Here is an 18,608-nt window from a genome sequence, read left to right as displayed (position 1 = left end):
CCTTCCCCGTAAGTCCGGCGCCAAGGCGGCCATGTTCCGCATATTCGCGGAGCAGGCCTTCCCCTCAAAAGGCCGGACGGCACCGGGAACGACACCGTCAGTGAGGGCGTGCTAGCATCGGCATCTGCCGACGGCAACCACAACCACCGTACAAAGATAGGATGATGCAGGGGTGTTGCAAGAAAACCCGCACCTGCGAACAGGCTGAATCGCTTGCTAACCTGCCAGTCGGCGCGGGTTTGACGCGCGATGCCTAATCGATGATTCACTTCGCTCTGCGGCCGGCGGCGCCATGTTTTCAATAAGCGCTGGACCAGCGCGCGCTTCGGGCGGCATAGACGCGCCATGAGCCTGCTTGCCCTGCTTGGCATGATCGCGTCGCCGCCCGCAGCCATTGCGGGACGGCCAATCGTCGATCCGGCATTCGACAGGCCGCGCATCGAATGGCCGGTTTCGACGGGATTCCGTGCAAAACGCCCGGGAAAACGATACAGCGTGACCGTTCCGATTGGAAAGCCGAAGCCCTCGGTGGCGCTGCCGCGCATCGAGGGGCCGGCGAACGACCGCCTGCCGCTCGTCGTGATCGATGCCGGGCATGGCGGGCACGACCCCGGCGCGATCAGCCCGCACAGCGGCAAGCGCGAAAAGGATATCACCCTCGCGCTCGTTCGCGCGATCCGCGCCGATCTGCTCGCTTCGGGCCGCGTGCGCGTAGCGCTCACGCGCGCGGACGACCGTTTTCTGGTGCTCGAGGAACGCTATGGCATCGCCCGGCGGCTGAAGGCCGACCTGTTCATCTCGGTCCACGCCGACGCCGCCGAAAACAGCCAAGCCAGCGGCGCTTCGATCTACACGCTGTCCGAAGTCGCCTCCGATCGCGAGGCGGCGCGGCTCGCCGCGCGCGAGAACAAGGCGAATGTCATCAACGGCGTCGATCTCGGTGCGCATAGCGGCGACGTGTCGGCGATCCTGCTCGACCTCACCCAGCGCGAAACGATGAATGTCGCGTCCGAATTCGCACGGCTGCTCCAGCGCGAGGCGTCGGGCGACGTCAAATTCCGCACGACCGCGCACCGCTTCGCCTCGTTCATCGTGCTGAAGGCGCCCGACACCCCGTCGGTATTGTTTGAAACGGGCTTCATCTCGAACAAGGACGACAGCAAATTCCTTGCCTCGTCGGCGGGCCAGAAAAAGGTCGCGCGCGGGGTGCGCAATGCGGTGCAGGTCCATTTCGCGCGGCGGATTGTGGCGCGTTAGGCGCGGTTGACCCTCCGTCGCAAGGCCACTTAGATGTCGGTTTTGGGGTGGAAAGCGGACGCCGCCCCTTTCCTTACGTCGCCATCCCCGCGAAAGCGGGGACCCAGCGCGTCCGTCGGCTGGCCCATCCCTGGGTTCCCGCTTTCGCGGGAATGACGAAGGGAGAGAGTGCGGCAACAGTCGGTCGGAAGCTGTCGCCGCGACGAATGAAATATAGTCTTGACTAACTTTTCTGCGGCGCACAGCTTCGGCCAGTTCGCTGCGGGAGAGAGGCATGGCGTGGAGCAACTGGTCGGGCAGCGTCACCGCGAGCGGCGAGGTCGCGCGCCCGCAAAGCGAGGATGAGCTCGCGGCACTCGTCCGCAGCGCGAACCGGCTGCGCGTTACCGGCGCGGGACACAGCTTCATGCCGCTCTGCGAATCGGGCGAGCTGATCGTCAGCCTCGACGATATGGCGGGCACGATTCACATCGCCGCCGACCGCCGGACCGCGCGCATTCCCGCGGGCTGGAGCATCCGCCGACTGACCGCGGCGCTGTGGGAGGAGGGGCTGGCGCTCGCCAACCAGGGCGACGTCAATCCGCAGTCGCTCGCGGGCGCGATGGCGACGGGCACGCATGGCACCGGCGTCGATCTGGGCTCGCTTTCGACCTTCGCACGCGGTTTCCGGCTGGTCGGCGCCGATGGCGAGGCGCATTGGTGCGATAGCGCGACGAACGCCGACCTCTATCAGGCGCAGCGCCTGTCGCTCGGCCTGTTCGGCGTCGCGACCGAGATCGAGGTCGCCGTCGTCCCCGCCTTTCACCTCGCCGAACGGATCGAAAAGCGGCGCTGGGCCGAGATTCGCGAAAGCTATGACGAGCTGGCGGGGCAGCACCGCCATATCGAATTCTGGTTCTTCCCGCACAGCGACGATGTGATCCTGAAGACGCTCGACCTATGCGATCCCTGCGACCCGCCGCCGAGCACGACCGACATGGAGGAGGCGACGTTTCGCCGTATCCTCGACATGTCGGCGCGGCTGCCGTTCCTCACCCCCTTTCTTCAGCGGCTGATGATGAAAAGCGGCATTTCGGGCCGCCGCCGCGGTCCCGCGCACGCGATCTTTCCCTCCGACCGGACGCTGCGGTTCGAGGAGATGGAATATGAAATGCCGCGCGCCGCCGGGCTTGAGACGCTCGACGAGGTCGTCGGCTGGATTCGCAAGAAACGGCTGCCGGTCACTTTTCCCTTCGAATATCGCACCGTCGCCGCCGACGATATCTGGATGAGCCCGATGAACGCCGGGCCCGTCGCCGCGATCTCGATGCACCAATATGCGAAAATGCCCTGGGCGGCGCTGTTCGCCGAAGCCGAGGCGATCTTTCGCGGCGCCGGCGGCCGGCCGCACTGGGCCAAACGCCACACGCTGAGCCGCGCCGACGTCGCGGCGCTTTACCCGATGGCGGGACGTTATACCGCGGTGCGCCGCGTCGCCGACCCGACCGGCAAATTCCTCAACCCGCATCTGGAGACTTTGTTCGCATGACGACCGACCGTGAATTGCACGACCATCTGATCGGCCGGCAGGGCTCGCGCGCCGACCTCAATACGCCCGTGCTTGTCCTCGATGTCGACGCGCTCGACCGCAATATCGCGGCGATGGCCGCGCTCACCGCGCAGCACGGCGTCGCGCTGCGCCCGCATGCGAAAACGCACAAGAGCGTCGATATCGCGCGGCGCCAGCAAGCGGCGGGGGCGGTCGGCGTCTGCTGCGCCAAAATCGGCGAGGCCGAAGTACTCGCCGGGGGCGGCGTTACCGGCATCCTCATCACTTCGCCCGTTGCTGCACCCGCCGCGATCGAGCGGCTGGCGAAACTCGCGGTGACCGCCGACGGGTTGATGGCGGTGGTCGACCATCCGGGTATCGCGGAGCGCATCGACGCTGCTTTGGGGGCGAGGGGCGCGAAGCTCGATGTCATCATCGACATCGATCCCGGCATCGCGCGCACCGGCGTCGCGTCGGCTGAAGCGGCCGTGGCCTTGGCGAAGACGATCGCCGCATCGCCCAACCTCGAATATCGCGGCGTGCAATTCTACTGCGGGTCGCAGCAGCATATCGAAAGCTACGCCGAGCGCCGCGCCGCGATCGTCGAACGCACCGCCTATCTGCAGGAGGTCATCGCCGCGCTGACCGATGCGGGCTTCGCGCCCGCTATTGTCACCGGATCGGGCACCGGCACGCACCGCATCGACCTCGACCTCGGCGTCTTCACCGAACTCCAGGCGGGTTCCTATGTCTTCATGGACAAGCAATATCTCGACTGCGACATCGCCGATGGCGGCGAACCGCCGTTCGAGGTTTCGCTGGCGGTCGACGCGCGCGTCGTCAGCGCCAACCACAGCGGGCTCGTCACGATCGACGCCGGTTACAAGTCGCTGTCGACCGACGGCGGCGTTGCGGTGGTGCAGCGCGGGGCGCCCGAGGCCGCCTTTTTCGCTTTCATGGGCGACGAGCATGCGGCGCTGATCGCGCCCGAAATCGGGACACAGCTGGCGCCAGGCGATCCGGTCAGCCTGACCGTGCCGCACTGCGACCCGACGGTGAACCTCTATGATTATTATCATATTGTCGCGGGCGACACGCTCGTCGACATCTGGCCGGTCGGCGCGCGCGGCCGGGCGCGGTGATCGCCGCCGCCCGCCAGCCGCCGAAGCAGGCTCGCGCGCGGCAGACGCAAGGCCGACTGCTCGATGTCGCGGGCGAATTGCTCGCCGAAGTCGGACTCGAGCGGATTTCGACCAACATGATCGCCGCGCGTGCCGGGCTGACCCCGCCCGCGCTCTATCGCTATTTCGATGACAAATATGCGGTGATCGAGGCACTCGGGCGGCGGCTGATGGAGCGCCAGAACGATGTGCTCGAACGCTGGCTCGAACGTCATGCGCCCGGCGGGATCGGGGGCATGGCCGATCATATCGGCGATCTGCTGGCGGAAAATGCCGCGGTGACGCGCGCCGAACCGGGGGCGGTGTGGATCTTGCGCGCGCTGCACGCGACGCCGCGCCTCGTCCATGTCCGGCTCGAATCGCATCGCCACGTGACCGGCCGGCTCGCCGATGCCTGTGCACCGCACCTTCCCGGCGTCGACCGCGAAATGCTCTGGTCGCGGCTGCGGCTGGCGGTCGAGCTTGGCTTTGCCGCCGACGAAATGCTGTACGAGGAAGACCGCGTTTCGGCGGGCGCCGTGCACGCCGAAGTGGCCGCGATGCTGCGTTCGGCGTTGTTCGACCTGACCCGAAGGGCATAGTCGCGCACCTTGCCGCAAGCACGCTTCCCTTTCGACGGTTCAGGCTTTAGAGGCGGGGACATATGGCCGCTGACAGTCCGCCCAATTTCCGCTTGCGCCTGCGCCGCGACAGCAATGCCGTCATCGCATGGGTCCGCGATATGTGGACGCGGCGCTGGTTCCGCTGGCTCGGTTATCTCGCTCTGGCGGGGGTTCTCTTCCTCGCGCTGATCTGGGCGGTTTTTGCGCGCGACCTGCCGTCGGTCGACCAGCTTCGCGACTATGAACCGCCGCTGCCGACGATGGTCCGCGACGGCGAGGGCAAGCCGGTGCACAGCTATGCGCGCGAACGCCGCGTCCAGCTCGAATATAGCGAATATCCGCAGCTGCTCGTGCGCAGCTTCCTCGCGGCCGAGGACAAGACCTTCTTCAGCCATGGTGGCATCGACTATCCGGGGATCGCTTCGGCGATCGTCACCAACCTGACGAACAGCGGCCGCCCGATCGGCGCGTCGACGATCACCCAGCAGGTCGCGAAGAACCTGCTGCTCACGAACGAGCTCAGCTATCGCCGCAAGGTGCGCGAGGCGATCCTCGCGATGCGCATCGAGGATGCGCTGACCAAGGAACAGATCCTCGAGCTCTATCTCAACGAAATCCCGCTCGGCCGCCGCAGCTTTGGCGTGCAGGCGGCGAGCCGCGCCTATTTCGACAAGGATGTCGACCAGCTCCAGCTGCACGAAATGGCGTTCCTCGCGATCCTGCCCAAGGCGCCCGAAAAATACGGCCGTGCGCGCTTCGAGCGCGAAGCGCTCGCGCGGCGCAATTTCGTGCTCGGGTCGATGCAGGACAATGGCTGGATCAGCACCGCGCAGCGCGATGCCGCGCGCGCGATGCCGCTCGGCCTGACCAACACGGGCAACACCGCGGTCGCGCAGGTCGGCGGCTATTATATGGAAGAGGTGCGGCGCCAGCTGATCGCCCAGTTCGGTGAAACCGCCGAGGATGGCCGGCTCAGCGTCTATGCCGGCGGCCTCTGGGTGCGCACGCCCTTTGACGGCAAGATGCAGACGGGCGCGACGATGGCGCTCCGCAAGGGGCTCCAGCGCTACGACGCGGGCAAGGGCTGGTCGGGACCGATCGCGACGATCGAGGCCGACGACCAGTGGCAGAGCCGTCTCGCGTCGAGCTTCATCGGCATCGATTACGACAATTGGCGCGTCGCCGCGGTGCTCTCGAAGTCGGCGGGCGCGGCGCGGATCGGCTTTTCCAACGGCGACACCGGCACGCTGCCCGCGAGCGCCGCGACGATGGGCTATCGCAAGACCGGCGGCAGCGCTTTCTCCGCAATGCGCCCCGGCCAGCTGATTGTTGTCAAATCGACCGGCGGCAGCAGCTACGCGCTTCGTAATATCCCCGAAGTGTCGGGCGGCATGGTCGTCGAAAGCCCGCATTCGGGCCGCATCTACGCGATGCAGGGCGGCTTCGACGTCCGCCTCTCGCCGTTCAACCGCGCGACGCAGGCCGAACGCCAGCCGGGCTCGACGATCAAGCCGTTCGTTTACGCCGCGGCGCTCGACAATGGCATGACCCCCGCGACGATGATCGTCGACGGGCCTTTTTGTGTCTATCAGGGCGCCAGCCTCGGCAACAAATGCTTCCGCAACTTCGGCGGTGCGGGCGGCTCGGGCGAGCATACGATGCGCTGGGGCCTCGAACAGTCGCGCAACCTGATGACGGTGCGCACCGCGAGTCAGGTCGGCATGGAGCCGGTGGTCGAAACGATCCAGACGATGGGCATCGGCAAGCACGAACCCTATCTGTCGACCGCGCTCGGCGCCGGAACGACGACGGTCGAAAAGATCACCAATGCCTATGCGATGCTCGCCAACCACGGCCGCGCGCTGAAACCGCGCGTGATCGATTATGCGCAGGACCGCCGCGGCAAGGTGGTCTTCCCGGCGAACTGGAAACCGTGCGAGGGCTGCAACAAGAAGGATTGGGACGGCCGGCCGATGCCGCGCTTCGCCCGGTCGGGCAAGCAGCTGATGGACCCGATCACCGCGTACCAGGTCGTGCATATGCTCGAAGGCGTGGTCCAGCGCGGCACCGCGGTGCGGCTGCGCGACCTCGACGTGCCGCTGTTCGGCAAGACCGGCACGACCTCGGGCCCGAACGATGTGTGGTTCGTCGGCGGCACCCCCGACGTGATCGCGGGCATGTATATCGGCTTTGACCAGCCGCGCAGCATGGGCGGCTATGCCCAGGGCGGCAGCTATGCCGCGCCGATCTTCAAGGATTTCGCGCTCGCCGCGCTCGCCGATCGCCAGCCGATTCCCTTCTCGGCGCCGAAGGGCGTGCGCATGGTGCGCATCGACCGCCAGTCGGGCCGCCGCGTCTATGGCAGCTGGCCGGGCACCGACCCGAAGGCATCGATCATCTGGGAAGCCTTCAAGCCCGAAAGCGAACCGCGCCGGACGATCCGCGAAGAAGAAATCAAGCCGATCAAGACACAGCGGCGGGCGACCGGCGGTCCGTCGCAAAAGGGATCGACCGGCCGCACCGACAGCGACTTCCTCGACGACCGCGGCGGCATTATCTGACGGCTTGGACCACCTTCCCCTGCGGCGCTTGAAGCCGTAAGGGCGGGATCAACATATTTCAGGAGCAAGGACATGCGCGCCGAAGCGCAGGATCATATCGACAAGATTGGCGCCGCGCTGGCGCTGCTGCGGCGTTTCCTCGACTGGGACCGCGCGGTGCGCCGGCTCGACGAACTCAATGCGAAGGTCGAGGACCCGACGCTGTGGAACGACGCGAAGGCGGCGCAGGAAGTCATGCGGGAACGCCGCCGTCTCGACGAGGCGATCACCGCGACGCGCGCGATCGAAACCGAATGCGCCGACACCGCCGAGCTGATCGAGCTGGCTGAGATGGAAGGCGACGAGGCGATGGTCGACGAGGCCGTGGCGTCGCTCGGCGTGCTCGCCGCGCGCGCCGAAGAGGACAAGATCAAGGCCCTGCTCGCGGGCGAAGCCGACGCCAACGATGCCTATATCGAAGTCCATGCGGGCGCCGGCGGCACCGAAAGCCAGGACTGGGCCGAAATGCTCCAGCGCATGTACAGCCGCTGGGCCGAAAAGCGCGGGCTCAAGGTCGAACTGGTCGAATATCAGGCGGGCGAACAGGCGGGCATCAAATCGGCGACGATGCTGGTGAAGGGCGAAAACGCCTATGGCTATGCGAAGACCGAAAGCGGCGTCCACCGCCTCGTCCGCATCTCGCCCTACGACAGCTCGGCGCGCCGCCACACCAGCTTTTCGAGCGTGTGGGTCTATCCGGTGATCGACGACAATATCGATATCGAAATCAACGAAGGCGACCTCAAGATCGACACCTATCGCGCCTCGGGCGCGGGCGGGCAGCACGTCAACACGACCGATTCGGCGGTGCGCATCACGCACATACCGACGGGCATCGTCGTCGCCAGCCAGAACGACCGGTCGCAGCACAAGAACCGCGCGACCGCGATGGGCATGCTGAAGGCGCGCATGTACGAAGCCGAGCTCCAGAAGCGCGAAGCCGCGGCATCGGGCGAATATCAGGCGAAGACCGAGATCGGCTGGGGCCACCAGATCCGCTCCTATGTCCTCCAGCCCTATCAGCTGGTGAAGGATTTGCGCACCGGCGTGACCTCGACGGCGCCGTCCGACGTGCTCGACGGCGCGCTCGACCCCTTCATGGCGGCGGCGCTGTCGCAGAAGGTGACGGGCGAGAAGGTCGAAGTGGAAGATATCGACTGATGAAGCGCGCGGCGGCCGTCCTGCTGGCGCTCCTGCCGCTGCTGAACGGCTGCGACGCGCCGTGGGACGAGGGCAGCGACCGCGCCGAGAGTGCGCGGGAATTTCCGCCCGCCGACCGGCCGGTCGCGCCGACGGTCTCGACCAAATGGTCGACTGAGGAAGCGCGCGACCGCGTCAACGAGGCCGAGGACGTGATGAACTCGGCCGACGTCCGCCCCGGCATGACCGTCGCCGACATCGGCGCGGGCGACGGCTATTATACCGTGCGGCTCGCGCAGCGCGTCGGCGTCGGTGGCCGCGTCCTCGCGCAGGACATCATTCCCGATGTGATCGAGCGGCTCGCCGATCGCGTTGCGCGCGAGCGGCTCGACAATGTCTCGCTGAAACTCGGCGCGGTCGACGATCCGCGCCTGCCCGCGGCGAGTTTCGACCGCGTCTTCATGGTCCATATGTATCATGAGATCGGCGAGCCCTACGCCTTCCTGTGGCGGCTGCGTCCGGCGCTGCGCAAGGGCGGACAGGTGCTCGTCGTCGACGGCGACCGCCCGATCGCGCAGCATGGCACGCCCTTCCGTCTGCTCGTCTGCGAGTTCGAGGCGGTGGGCTACAAGCTCGTCTCGTACGACGACAAGCAGCATGCCGGCGGCTATCTCGCGCGCTTCGAGCCCGAGGGCAGGCGCCCCGAGCCCGATGCGATCAAGGTCTGCGATAATCCATAGTTTTCAGTAGACGATCAACCGGTCGTCGGCGCCGACCTCGGCAAGAAAGCTGACCAGTCCCGCGGCGCGAACATGCGGCACCAGTTCAGTCGCCGCGATGCCGACGAGCGCCATGCCCGACTGGCAGACGAAAAGGCCGATTTCCATCGCGATCGCTTCTTCGACGAGCCAGGCGAGGTCGGGCTGGCCCGCGGCGCGGCGCGCCTCGTCGCCCGAAAAGGACACCGGGTCGCGCAGCAGCGCGGCCGCCTCGCCCTGCAGGAAGATACGCACCGGTCGGCCCAGCGCCGCCGCCGCCATTCCCGCTTCGAGCGCGGCGTAAAGCCGCCGCCCCTCGGCGACCGCGACGATGATGTTCAGGCTCGGCAGACCGGACATAGCGGATCCTTCGGTACGCCGACCTCGCGCCAGCGCCGATCCAGCATATCGACGATCGCGAGCTGGCCGGTCAAGGACGACCCGAGCCCGGTCAGCGCGCGCACCGTCTCCAGTGCCGCCATCGTGCCGATCATCCCCGCGAGCGCACCCATCACCCCGGTTTCGGCGCAGTTGATACCTTCGCGGTCGGGATCGGAGCCGACGAGGCACGCATAGCAAGCGCACTCCGCGCGCCAGCCCTCGTACAGTGCAACCTGCCCCTCGAAGGCGCCGATCGCGGCGCTGAGTAGCGGAATGCGCAGCGCGACGGCGGCGCGGTTCACGGCAAGCCGCGTGCCGAAATTGTCGCAGCCGTCGAGGATCAGGCTTGCGCCCGCCAGCAGCGCCTCGGCGTTGCTGTCATCGAGCCGTTCGGCGACCGCGACGGCATCGACGTGCGGGTTGATCCGCCGTGCCGCGCTGGCGGCGACATCGGCCTTGCGCGCGCCGATGTCGGCATCGGTGAACAAAGGCTGGCGCTGCAGGTTCGACAGCTCGATCACGTCATGGTCGATGATCGAGAGCTTGCCGACGCCCGCCGCGGCCAGATAGGTGATCGCCGGACAACCGATGCCGCCCGCGCCGATAATCGCGACATGCGCGCCCTTCAGCTTCGCCTGACCCGCGCCGCCAAAGGCCGGCAGGATGATCTGGCGGGCATAGCGGTCGAGTTCGGCGTCGCTGAGCACCGGTCAGCGCAGCTTGATGCCCGACAGCGAAGCGAGGCCGGCCGTGTCCGCAGTCTCGTCGACCGCATCGCTCTCGACCCCGGTCGATCCGAAGCCGCCCGCGCCGCGCGCGGTAGCGTCGAGCGTCTCGACTTCGGCAAAGGCCGCGCGCTGGACGGGGGCGGGGACGAGCTGGGCGATGCGGTCGCCGCGTTTGATCTCGAAGCTCTCGTCGCCGAGGTTCGCGAGGATCACCTTCACTTCGCCGCGATAGTCGCTGTCGATCGTCCCGGGCGTGTTGAGGCAGGTGACGCCATGTTTGAGCGCGAGGCCCGAGCGCGGGCGCACTTGCACCTCATAACCGGCCGGGATCGCCATCGCGAAGCCGGTCGCGACCGCGTGGCGCGCGCCGGGGCGCAGCGTCAGCGTCTCGGCCGCGACGACGTCCATTCCCGCCGCGCCATCGCTGGCATAGGCGGGCAGGGGCAGGCCGCCGCCGTTGGGCAGCCGCTGGATGGCGATTTCAATCTCTTTCAAGGGGTGCGCGTTTTTCGAGCTCATCGGCGATCTTTTCCATCAATTTGCGGGCGACGGCCTGCTTGGGCAGCCGGTCCCAGCTGTCTACGCCGGTTTTGCTAACGATATGCACCCGGTTGTTTTCGCCGCCCATCGGGTCGGCCGAAACGTCGTTCGCGACGATCCAGTCGCATCCCTTGCGCGCGAGCTTGGCCTCGGCATGCGCGATCACGTCGTTGGTTTCGGCGGCAAAACCGATCAACAGTTTCGGGCGTTCGGGCGATTTGGCGAGGCCGGCGAGGATGTCGGGATTTTCGGCGAGTGCGAGCGGCGGAACCTGCCCGCTGCCGTCCTTCTTGATCTTTTGCGCGGCAGTGTCGGCGGCGCGCCAGTCGGCGACTGCGGCGACCATGATCGCGGCATCGACCGGCAGGCCCTCAGCCACTTCGGCGGCCATCTCGACCGCGGTCTCGACATCGACGCGGATCACGCCGGGCGGGGTCGGGAGCGGGACGGGGCCGGCGATCAGCAGCACTTCGGCGCCCGCCTCGGCGGCGGCTGCGGCGATCGCAAAGCCTTGCTTTCCGCTCGACCGATTGGCGATGTACCGCACCGGGTCGATCGGCTCGTGCGTCGGGCCGGCGGTGATCAGGATGCGGCGGCCGTACAGCGGGCGGTGATTTTCGTCGGCGAAGTCGGGCTGGCCGCTCAAGTCCCCCTCCCGCTGGCGGGAGGGGTTAGGGGAGGGCATGTTTGCTGACGAGCGAGCGTCGTCTAATGGTAAGACTGACGACGAGACAGCCCCTCCCCCGACCCCTCCCGCAAGCGGGAGGGGAGAAGAAAGCGCGGCGTCGATCGCATCCTTGATGGCCTCCGGTTCGGGCAGCCGCCCGGGGCCATATTCGCCGCACGCCATCTCGCCCTCGTCGGGCTCCATCACGGTCACGCCGTCGCCGCGCAAGGTCGCGATGTTGCGGCGCGTCGCGGCGTGCAGCCACATCCGCACATTCATCGCGGGCGCCGCGAGCACCGGCTTGTCGGTCGCGAGCAGCAATGTGGTCGCGAGATCGTCGGCAATGCCCGCCGCCATCTTCGCGAGCAGGTCGGCGGTCGCGGGCGCGACAACGACCAGATCGGCCTCGCGGCTCAGTTGGATATGTCCCATCTCGACCTCGTCCTTGAGATCGAAGAGATTGGTGTAGACCTTGTTCTCGCTAAGCGCCGCGAGCGTCAGCGGCGTTACGAACTGCTCGCCCGCGCGCGTGATGACACAGCGCACGACATAGCCCGCCTTGCGGAGCAGGCGGACGAGTTCGATCGATTTATAGGCGGCGATACCGCCGCCGATGATCAGGAGGATGCGCGGCGAGGACATCAGCGGTGGCTGGCCTGCCCCGAACGGGCGGCGATCGACTGGGTTTGATTCATCGCCGTCTCCTTCGCGCATCAGTTATGCGCTTCCGCGTTTCAGTTCAAGCGGACGCCTCAATGGCGGCAGCGGGACTCGCGCGCATCGGCCGTCGCAACGATTGCACCAACGCGGTCAGCGCGGCGGGTGCGAAGGTGAGGCCGACGAACAATGTCGGCGTGATGAGCATCGCCCAATAGAAATTGGCGGGCCGCGCAAAGAGCATCAACAGCGCCGCATAGCCGAGCTGGATTAGCAGCACGGCAAGCCCGAGGCGCGAGCGCCATGCCGCCCAGCCGAGCAGCGCGAGCGGCACCAGCAACGCGCCGATCCATCCCGCGAAGAAACGCAGCAGCGACGACGCTTGGACGAACGACAGATAGGCGGTCCAGCCGCCCTGTCCGTTCCAGCCCTGACTCGCCGCGTCGGCTGCGGTCGTGACCGCCGCCAGCGCCGCGATATGCGCGCCGAGGCCCGCCGCGAAGCATAGCCCGATCGCCAGCCACCCTGCCGCCGCGCGCCAGTCGCGGTCGATCAGCGCGAAAAGCCCGAACAGCATCGCGACGGGAAGTATCGTCTCGCGGATCGCGAGCGCGGCGGCGACGATCGCCATGGCCCACCACGGGCGGGCGGGGCGATACAGCGCGAGTGCGAGTGCGAGGAGCGCGCCCGCCGCGGCTTCGTGAATGAACAGCCATTCGCGCGCGGCGAGTTGCGTCAGGTTCGCCGCGACGAACAGCGCGCCGACCGCGGCGGTGCGGGGGAGCCCGGGCTCGGTCCGCAGCCGCCGATACCAGGCAAGGATGGCCGCGCCGCCGATGACGAGGAAGAGAAGCATCGCCTTCTGCTCGCCGAGTGCCGCGACGATATAGGCAAGCGTCGGCAGGCGAACGGCGACAAAGGGGCGCAGTGGATAGTTGCCGGCGCGGTGTTCGTCGGCGGCGGCGGCGTAATAGGATTCGCCCGCTTCGACCCGCGCCACGATGCGCGCGTAGAGCGCATGGTCGCCGACGAGGCCGTCGAATTGCGCCGACGTGGGTTTTGCGATCGCGACATGCTCGCCGCCGACGCCGCCCGCCGCGCCCCAGACCATCAGCAGCGCCAGCAGACCCAGAACCACCGCCGCGACGGGGCGCGAAACCCCGGCGAAGCGGTTCCAGCCCGGCGCGCTCGCCATCATTTGCGCCACGTCAGCGCCGACGACATCGCGAAGTTCCAGATCGCGCCGACCAGCACGCCCGCAACCCCGGCGACCCACCAGCGCTCGTCATGCCCCGCCATCCACGTGCCGATGCCGATATTGGCGACCGCGCCGAGCGCCGAAATCGCATAGAAGCTCGCAAGGCCGCCGACGAGCCGCCAGCCTTTGAGCTTGCGGTCGGCGTAGGTGAAGCTGTTGTTGAGGAAGAAGTTGAACGCGATTGCGGTCATCACAGCGCTCGTCTGCGCGGTGACAAAGGCGCTGCCGGTGCCAAGGATCGTGCGCAGCACGGCGAGGTGGACGAACACGCCGAGCCCGCCGACCATCAGGAATTTGAGCAACCGCACGGGCACGAAGCGCCCGATCGTCTTGTCGGCGATCAGCTCGGCATATTCGGCGATCACGCGCGCGCCGATCTTGCTTTCGCCGGCCTCGCGGGTGCGGAATTGATAGGGGATTTCGGCGACCTTCAGCGGCGCCGGGCTCGACGCCAATAGGTCGATCAATATCTTGAACCCGATCGCCGAGAGGCGCGGCAGCGCGCGTTCGAACGCGTCGCGGCGCACCGCGAAAAAGCCGCTCATCGGATCGGACACGTCGGTGCCGAGCGCGATCTGTCCGGCGCGCGTGGCGAGACGGCTCATCCGCGCGCGGTCCTTGTCCCAGTCGCCGATCCCGCCGCCCGCGACATAGCGCGTGCCGACCGCGATATCGGCGCCGCCGGCGATCGCATCGATCAGCCGCGGCAACGCATCCTCGCTATGCTGGAGGTCGCCGTCCATCACCGCGATGACGGGCGCGGCGGTCGCCAATATGCCCTCGACCACCGCCGACGACAGGCCGCGGCGGCCGACGCGCTGGACGATGCGCACGTGCCGCGATCCGCGGCCGATGCGGCGCACCAGCGCGCTCGTTCCGTCGGGCGAATTGTCGTCGACGAAGACGACTTCCCAGCCGCGCCCCGCGAGCACGACCGAGAGTTTTTCGATCAGTTTCTCGACATTGGCGGCTTCGTTGAGCGTCGGCACCACGACCGCCACCTCGAGAGGCAGCGCATCGACCGGCAGGATCTTGTCGGCAATCAGGGTGTCGTGGCGCATGGAACCTCGGTTCTGTCCGGATTTCGCGTCCGGGGTTGGTCGAGGTCCGCGCTTAACGATTTAAGGTAAATGTCCGGTAACCAGCTCTTCCCGGCCCGATGAACGAGGATCAGCCAAACCAGTTCAGAAGCGCGGCGCCCGCCGCGGCGCCCGCGAGCGCGGTGAGCGCATAGCGCCACCAGCGCTTTTTCTCGCCCACGTCCCACATCAGCGGAATCTCGGGCAGCGGCGGCGCGGGCGGCGCGGCGCCCGGCTTCGGCAATTGCGCGTCGAGGCGGCGGATGATGTCGGGGATCAGCGCCAGCGTCTTGCCCTGTTCGCGCAAACCGTCGGCGAGCGCGGCCTCGGGACCGAGTTCGTCGCGGATCCATTCGCTGACGAACGGGCCCGAGACGTTCCACATGTTGATCTTGGGGTTCAGCATCGTCGCGACGCCCTCGACCATCACCATCGTTTTCTGGAGGAGCAGCAGGTGCGGCTGCGTCTGCATGTCGAAATCGCGCGTGATCGCGAACAGCCCGTCGAGCATCTGCCCGACGCTGAGCTCGCTCACCGGCTTGCCGCGCATCGGCTCGCCGACCGCGCGGAGCGCCGTCGCGAACTCCTCGACATTGTGATAATCGGGCACATATTGCGCCTCGAAATGGATCTCGGCGACGCGGCGATAATTGCCCGTGGTCAGGCCATAGAGGATTTCGGCGAGCCAGTAGCGCGCCTGCCGGTTGATCCGCCCCATGATCCCAAAGTCCACCGCGGCGATCGTCCCGTCGGCCTTCACGAACAAATTGCCCTGGTGCATGTCGGCGTGGAAAAAGCCTTCCGCAATGGCTTGCCGCAGGAAGGCGTTGACGAGGTTCGCCGACAATGTCTCCATGTCGTGCCCCGCGGCGATCAGCTGCTCGCGGTGCGAGATCTTGATGCCGTCGATCCAGTCGAGCGTCATCACGCGGCTCGCGGTGCGGTCCCAGTCGATCGCGGGAACCTGATAGGTCGGGACGCCAACCATCGCGTCGGCAAGCTCGGATGCCGAGGCGGCCTCGCGGCGCAGATCGAGCTCGCGCAAGGTCCAGCGGCGGAAATTGGCGATCACTTCGCGCGGGCGCAGGCGCGTCGCTTCGCCGCCGAGCGCCTCGAGATGCGCCGCCGCCCATTCATAGGTGTCGATGTCGCGCGCGAATTGCTTGTCGATGCCGGGGCGGCGGACTTTTACCGCGACCTTGCGGCCGTCGGTGGTGACCGCGCGGTGGACCTGCGCGATCGAGGCCGATCCGACGGGCTCGGGATCGAATTCGCTGTAGAGGTTTTCGAGCGGCGTTTCGAAGACCGCTTCGATTTCCTGCTTGATGCGGTCGAAGCCGACCGGGGCGAGGGCGTCCTGCAGGCTCAGCAAATTGCGCGCCGCTTCCTCGCCGACGAGGTCGGGGCGCGTCGCGAGCGTCTGGCCGAGTTTCACCGCGGCGGGGCCGATCGCCTGAAATGCGGTGGCATAGTCGGGGATTTTCGGCTGGATTGTGCCCAGTCGTGCGATCCGGCACAGGCGCTTCACCCCCGCCGGCGTTTCGGGCGCAGCTTCGATTCCGCGCAGCGCCCCGTGGCGCGCGAGAATGCGGCCCCATTTCAGTAAGCGCAGGATATGGATGACTGGACGGGTCATTCGAAGTCCCCCTCCCGCCTGCGGGAGGGGAGAAGCTAGCGTCGGCGCTCACGCCTTCCACCCGCTGTGGATCGCGACGAGACCGCCGAGGATCGGTTCGACCTTCACCGCGGTGAAGCCGGCTTCGCGGATCATCTGCGCAAATTTCGGCATCGGCGGGAAGCGGCGGATCGATTCGATCAGATAACGATAGCTGTCCTCGTCGTCGGCGATCAGCTTGCCGAGTTTGGGGACGAGGTGATGCGAGTAAGCGTCATAGGCCTGCGCGAAGCCCGGCCATTCGTTGGTCGAAAATTCGAGGCAGAAGAAACGGCCGCCATAGCGCAGCACGCGATGCGCTTCCTGCAGCGCCGCGGGGATGTCTGTGACGTTGCGGATGCCGAAGGCGATCGTATAGGCGTCGAAAAACTGATCGGGGAACGACAGCTTCTCGGCATTCTGTTCGGACCACACCAGTGTGTCGATGCCGCGTTCGGCGGCGCGCTCGACGCCGACGCCGAGCATGTCGGGGTTGATGTCGGCGACGGTGATGCTCGCGCCGAAACGCTCCATGCGAAAGGCGATGTCGCCGGTGCCGCCCGCCATGTCGAGGATCGTCTCGCCCTCGCGCGGCTTCACGCGGCGCACGAAGCGGTCTTTCCACAGCCGGTGCATGCCGCCCGACATCGCGTCGTTCATAATGTCGTACTTGCGCGCGACGCGGCTGAACACTTCGCCGACCATCGCGGTCTTCTCGCCCGCGGGGACCTGCTCATAGCCGAAGCTGACGGTGTCGGGAGTGGCCATGGATTACGCGCCTTTGCGGGGGAGAGGTAAAGTCGAACGGCCTTTAGCGGGGCCTTGCCGCCCGCGCAAATGGCGCGTAGCCCGATGCGCGATATGCCAGAGCTACCCGAAGTCGAAACCACCGTTCGCGGCCTTGCGCCTTTCCTCGAAGGGCAAAGACTGACCGCGGTCACCACCTTTCGCCCCGACCTCCGCCGTCCCTTTCCCGCCGACCTCGCGCAGCGCCTGACCGGCGCGACCGTCACCACCCTCTCGCGCCGCGCCAAATATGGCGTCATCTCGACCGAACGCGACGACCATATGATCTTCCACCTCGGCATGTCGGGGCGCTGGCGGACCGAGGGCGGCGAGGCGGGCAAGCACGATCATTTGCTGCTCGAAACCGCGGGGCACCGATTGTTCCTCCACGATCCGCGGCGTTTCGGATCGGTGGACCTCGTCAGCGGCGATCCGCTGACCTTGTTCCCCGCCTTCGTCACGCTCGGTCCCGAGCCCTTGTCTGACGCTTTCGACGCTGCCTATCTCGCGAAGGCGCTCGCGGGACGGCGCGCGCCGATCAAGGCGATGCTGCTCGACCAGACGCTCGTCGCGGGACTCGGTAATATCTATGTGTGCGAAGCGCTCAACATGGCGCGCATCGCGCCGACGAAACCTGCCACCGACGTATCGAAGGCGAGGCTCGCGACCCTCGTGCCCGCGATCAAGGAGGTGCTGATCGCCGCGATCGCGGCCGGCGGCTCGACCTTGCGTGATTTTCTCAGTCCTGAAGGCGATCTCGGCTATTTCGCGAAGGACTGGCGCGTCTATGGGCGCGAGGGCGAGGCGTGCGAATGCGGCGGGACGATCGCGCGGATCGTCCAGTCGGGCCGTTCGACCTTCTTTTGCCCCAAATGTCAGCGCTAATGCGTGCGCTTTCCCGCAATAGGCATTGACCAAAAGGGTCAAGCTGGCTATGCGCGCACCCTTCGAGCAGGGTCCGGGTTACCGGAACCGGCCGTATCCGGACATTGATTCGCCTGTTTGCGCGATTCGGCTGCTCCGGTGACGCTGCGCTCCGACTGACTTAGACCGTTTGGAAACCGAGGAATTTATGGCCAATACGCCGCAGGCAAAAAAGCGCATCCGCCGCAACACCGCGCGCACCGTCGTGAACAAGAATCGCGTTTCGCGCATCCGCACGCTGGTGAAGAAGGTCGAGAACGCCGTCGCCGCCGGTGACAAGGACGCGGCTGCGACCGCACTGAAAGCGGCGCAGCCCGAAATGGCGCGCGGCGTTGCCAAGGGTGTGCTCCACAAGAACACCGTGGCGCGCAAGTTCTCGCGCCTGACCAAGAGCGTGAACGCGATCGCCTGATTCGCTTTGTCCCGAAAGGGAACAAAAAGGACCCGCTGGCTTCATGCCCGCGGGTCCTTTTTTGCGTCGGATATTGTGACAGCGCGATGGCAATAGTGTTGCAGCGCGGTAAGTGACGGATTTACGGCGATTCGTTGTTTGGTCACTAGAATGTCATATTTAAACCATTGAAAAATAGTCATAAATTGACGTTCTGGCGCGATTCCGGCCCCCCTAGTGAGTCAAGATTTTTATTTCAGTATTTTTACACGGCCAGACCTTGATCGACTCGGCGCGGGCTGACTAGACAGGGTGCGTCGTCGGCCTTCGCCGGTGGCCGCCACATCGACATGATTCGCATCTTCTCGGGCTATCTGCCCCGGATAGTATGCCTGCGCCCTGCGCAGGCGACGAATCGGCGCGTGGCCGGCCGCCCGATCGTGCGACGCGCGGGGACCTGAGGGGGCGGCACGGCGT

At 66.6% G+C, this 18,608-nt stretch carries 16 protein-coding genes and 1 pseudogene; 9 read left to right on the top strand and 8 right to left on the bottom strand.

The window, feature by feature from the left end; all coding sequences use genetic code 11:
* Nucleotides 1-474: 474 nt before the first annotated feature.
* The 7 genes and pseudogenes from V8J55_RS04415 to V8J55_RS04385 all read left to right on the top strand — a co-directional run.
* Nucleotides 475-1,257, top strand: a pseudogene (locus V8J55_RS04415) (N-acetylmuramoyl-L-alanine amidase family protein); the annotation flags it as partial.
* Between the two features lie 274 nt (nt 1,258-1,531).
* Complete coding sequence (locus V8J55_RS04410) at nt 1,532-2,785, top strand: D-arabinono-1,4-lactone oxidase (RefSeq protein ID WP_336444512.1); 1,254 nt, start codon at nt 1,532-1,534, stop codon at nt 2,783-2,785.
* Nucleotides 2,782-3,927, top strand: a complete 1,146-nt coding sequence (locus V8J55_RS04405) for a DSD1 family PLP-dependent enzyme (protein WP_336444511.1) — start codon at nt 2,782-2,784, stop codon at nt 3,925-3,927. Before V8J55_RS04410 ends, V8J55_RS04405 begins: the two co-directional genes overlap by 4 nt.
* Nucleotides 3,924-4,547 carry a TetR/AcrR family transcriptional regulator gene (locus tag V8J55_RS04400; protein ID WP_336444510.1) on the top strand — a complete coding sequence of 208 codons (624 nt, stop codon included), beginning with the start codon at nt 3,924-3,926 and terminating at the stop codon, nt 4,545-4,547. Before V8J55_RS04405 ends, V8J55_RS04400 begins: the two co-directional genes overlap by 4 nt.
* Nucleotides 4,548-4,609: 62 nt before the next feature.
* The gene (locus V8J55_RS04395; RefSeq protein WP_336444509.1) at nt 4,610-7,129 is read left to right on the top strand and encodes a penicillin-binding protein 1A; all 2,520 of its coding nucleotides are present in this window, start codon (nt 4,610-4,612) and stop codon (nt 7,127-7,129) included.
* Between the two features lie 72 nt (nt 7,130-7,201).
* Complete coding sequence (gene prfB / locus V8J55_RS04390; RefSeq protein WP_037514181.1) at nt 7,202-8,329, top strand: peptide chain release factor 2; 1,128 nt, start codon at nt 7,202-7,204, stop codon at nt 8,327-8,329.
* Entirely contained in the window at nt 8,329-9,048 is a 720-nt protein-coding gene (locus V8J55_RS04385; RefSeq protein ID WP_336444508.1) for a class I SAM-dependent methyltransferase, read from the top strand. The genes prfB and V8J55_RS04385 overlap by 1 nt, the downstream gene beginning before the upstream one ends.
* A gap of 3 nt (nt 9,049-9,051) precedes the next feature.
* Here V8J55_RS04385 and V8J55_RS04380 read toward each other — a convergent pair whose 3' ends face one another.
* The 8 genes from V8J55_RS04380 to V8J55_RS04345 form a co-directional block, all read right to left on the bottom strand.
* The gene (locus tag V8J55_RS04380; protein WP_336444507.1) at nt 9,052-9,426 is read right to left on the bottom strand and encodes a DsrE family protein; all 375 of its coding nucleotides are present in this window, start codon (nt 9,424-9,426) and stop codon (nt 9,052-9,054) included.
* Nucleotides 9,405-10,154 (bottom strand): HesA/MoeB/ThiF family protein, encoded by a 750-nt coding sequence (locus tag V8J55_RS04375; RefSeq protein WP_336444506.1) that lies wholly within the window; start codon nt 10,152-10,154, stop codon nt 9,405-9,407. Before V8J55_RS04375 ends, V8J55_RS04380 begins: the two co-directional genes overlap by 22 nt.
* Nucleotides 10,155-10,157: 3 nt before the next feature.
* On the bottom strand, nt 10,158-10,694 hold the full coding sequence (gene dut, locus V8J55_RS04370) for a dUTP diphosphatase (RefSeq protein WP_336444505.1): 537 nt from the start codon (nt 10,692-10,694) through the stop codon (nt 10,158-10,160).
* A complete protein-coding gene (locus V8J55_RS04365) occupies nt 10,657-12,024 on the bottom strand; it encodes a bifunctional phosphopantothenoylcysteine decarboxylase/phosphopantothenate synthase (protein WP_336444504.1) in 1,368 nt (455 codons plus the stop codon). The genes dut and V8J55_RS04365 overlap by 38 nt, the downstream gene beginning before the upstream one ends.
* A 97-nt stretch (nt 12,025-12,121) precedes the next feature.
* Complete coding sequence (locus V8J55_RS04360) at nt 12,122-13,234, bottom strand: hypothetical protein (RefSeq protein ID WP_336444503.1); 1,113 nt, start codon at nt 13,232-13,234, stop codon at nt 12,122-12,124.
* The gene (locus tag V8J55_RS04355; protein ID WP_336444502.1) at nt 13,234-14,358 is read right to left on the bottom strand and encodes a glycosyltransferase family 2 protein; all 1,125 of its coding nucleotides are present in this window, start codon (nt 14,356-14,358) and stop codon (nt 13,234-13,236) included. The genes V8J55_RS04360 and V8J55_RS04355 overlap by 1 nt, the downstream gene beginning before the upstream one ends.
* Nucleotides 14,359-14,467: 109 nt before the next feature.
* Nucleotides 14,468-16,012, bottom strand: a complete 1,545-nt coding sequence (ubiB, locus tag V8J55_RS04350; protein WP_336444501.1) for a 2-polyprenylphenol 6-hydroxylase — start codon at nt 16,010-16,012, stop codon at nt 14,468-14,470.
* Between the two features lie 48 nt (nt 16,013-16,060).
* Nucleotides 16,061-16,798 carry a class I SAM-dependent methyltransferase gene (locus V8J55_RS04345; RefSeq protein WP_037514173.1) on the bottom strand — a complete coding sequence of 246 codons (738 nt, stop codon included), beginning with the start codon at nt 16,796-16,798 and terminating at the stop codon, nt 16,061-16,063.
* A gap of 93 nt (nt 16,799-16,891) precedes the next feature.
* Here V8J55_RS04345 and mutM point away from each other — a divergent pair, with 93 nt between their 5' ends.
* Together mutM and rpsT are read left to right on the top strand one after the other, a co-directional pair.
* Entirely contained in the window at nt 16,892-17,701 is an 810-nt protein-coding gene (gene mutM, locus V8J55_RS04340) for a bifunctional DNA-formamidopyrimidine glycosylase/DNA-(apurinic or apyrimidinic site) lyase (RefSeq protein WP_336445705.1), read from the top strand.
* Between the two features lie 187 nt (nt 17,702-17,888).
* A complete protein-coding gene (gene rpsT, locus V8J55_RS04335) occupies nt 17,889-18,152 on the top strand; it encodes a 30S ribosomal protein S20 (protein WP_037514171.1) in 264 nt (87 codons plus the stop codon).
* Nucleotides 18,153-18,608 lie beyond the last annotated feature (456 nt).

The organism is Sphingopyxis sp. CCNWLW2 (genome assembly GCF_037095755.1).
Taxonomy (GTDB): Bacteria; Pseudomonadota; Alphaproteobacteria; order Sphingomonadales; family Sphingomonadaceae; genus Sphingopyxis.
The sequence above is the reverse complement of the archived record's forward strand: the minus strand, read 5'-3'. Positions and strand labels throughout refer to the sequence as shown.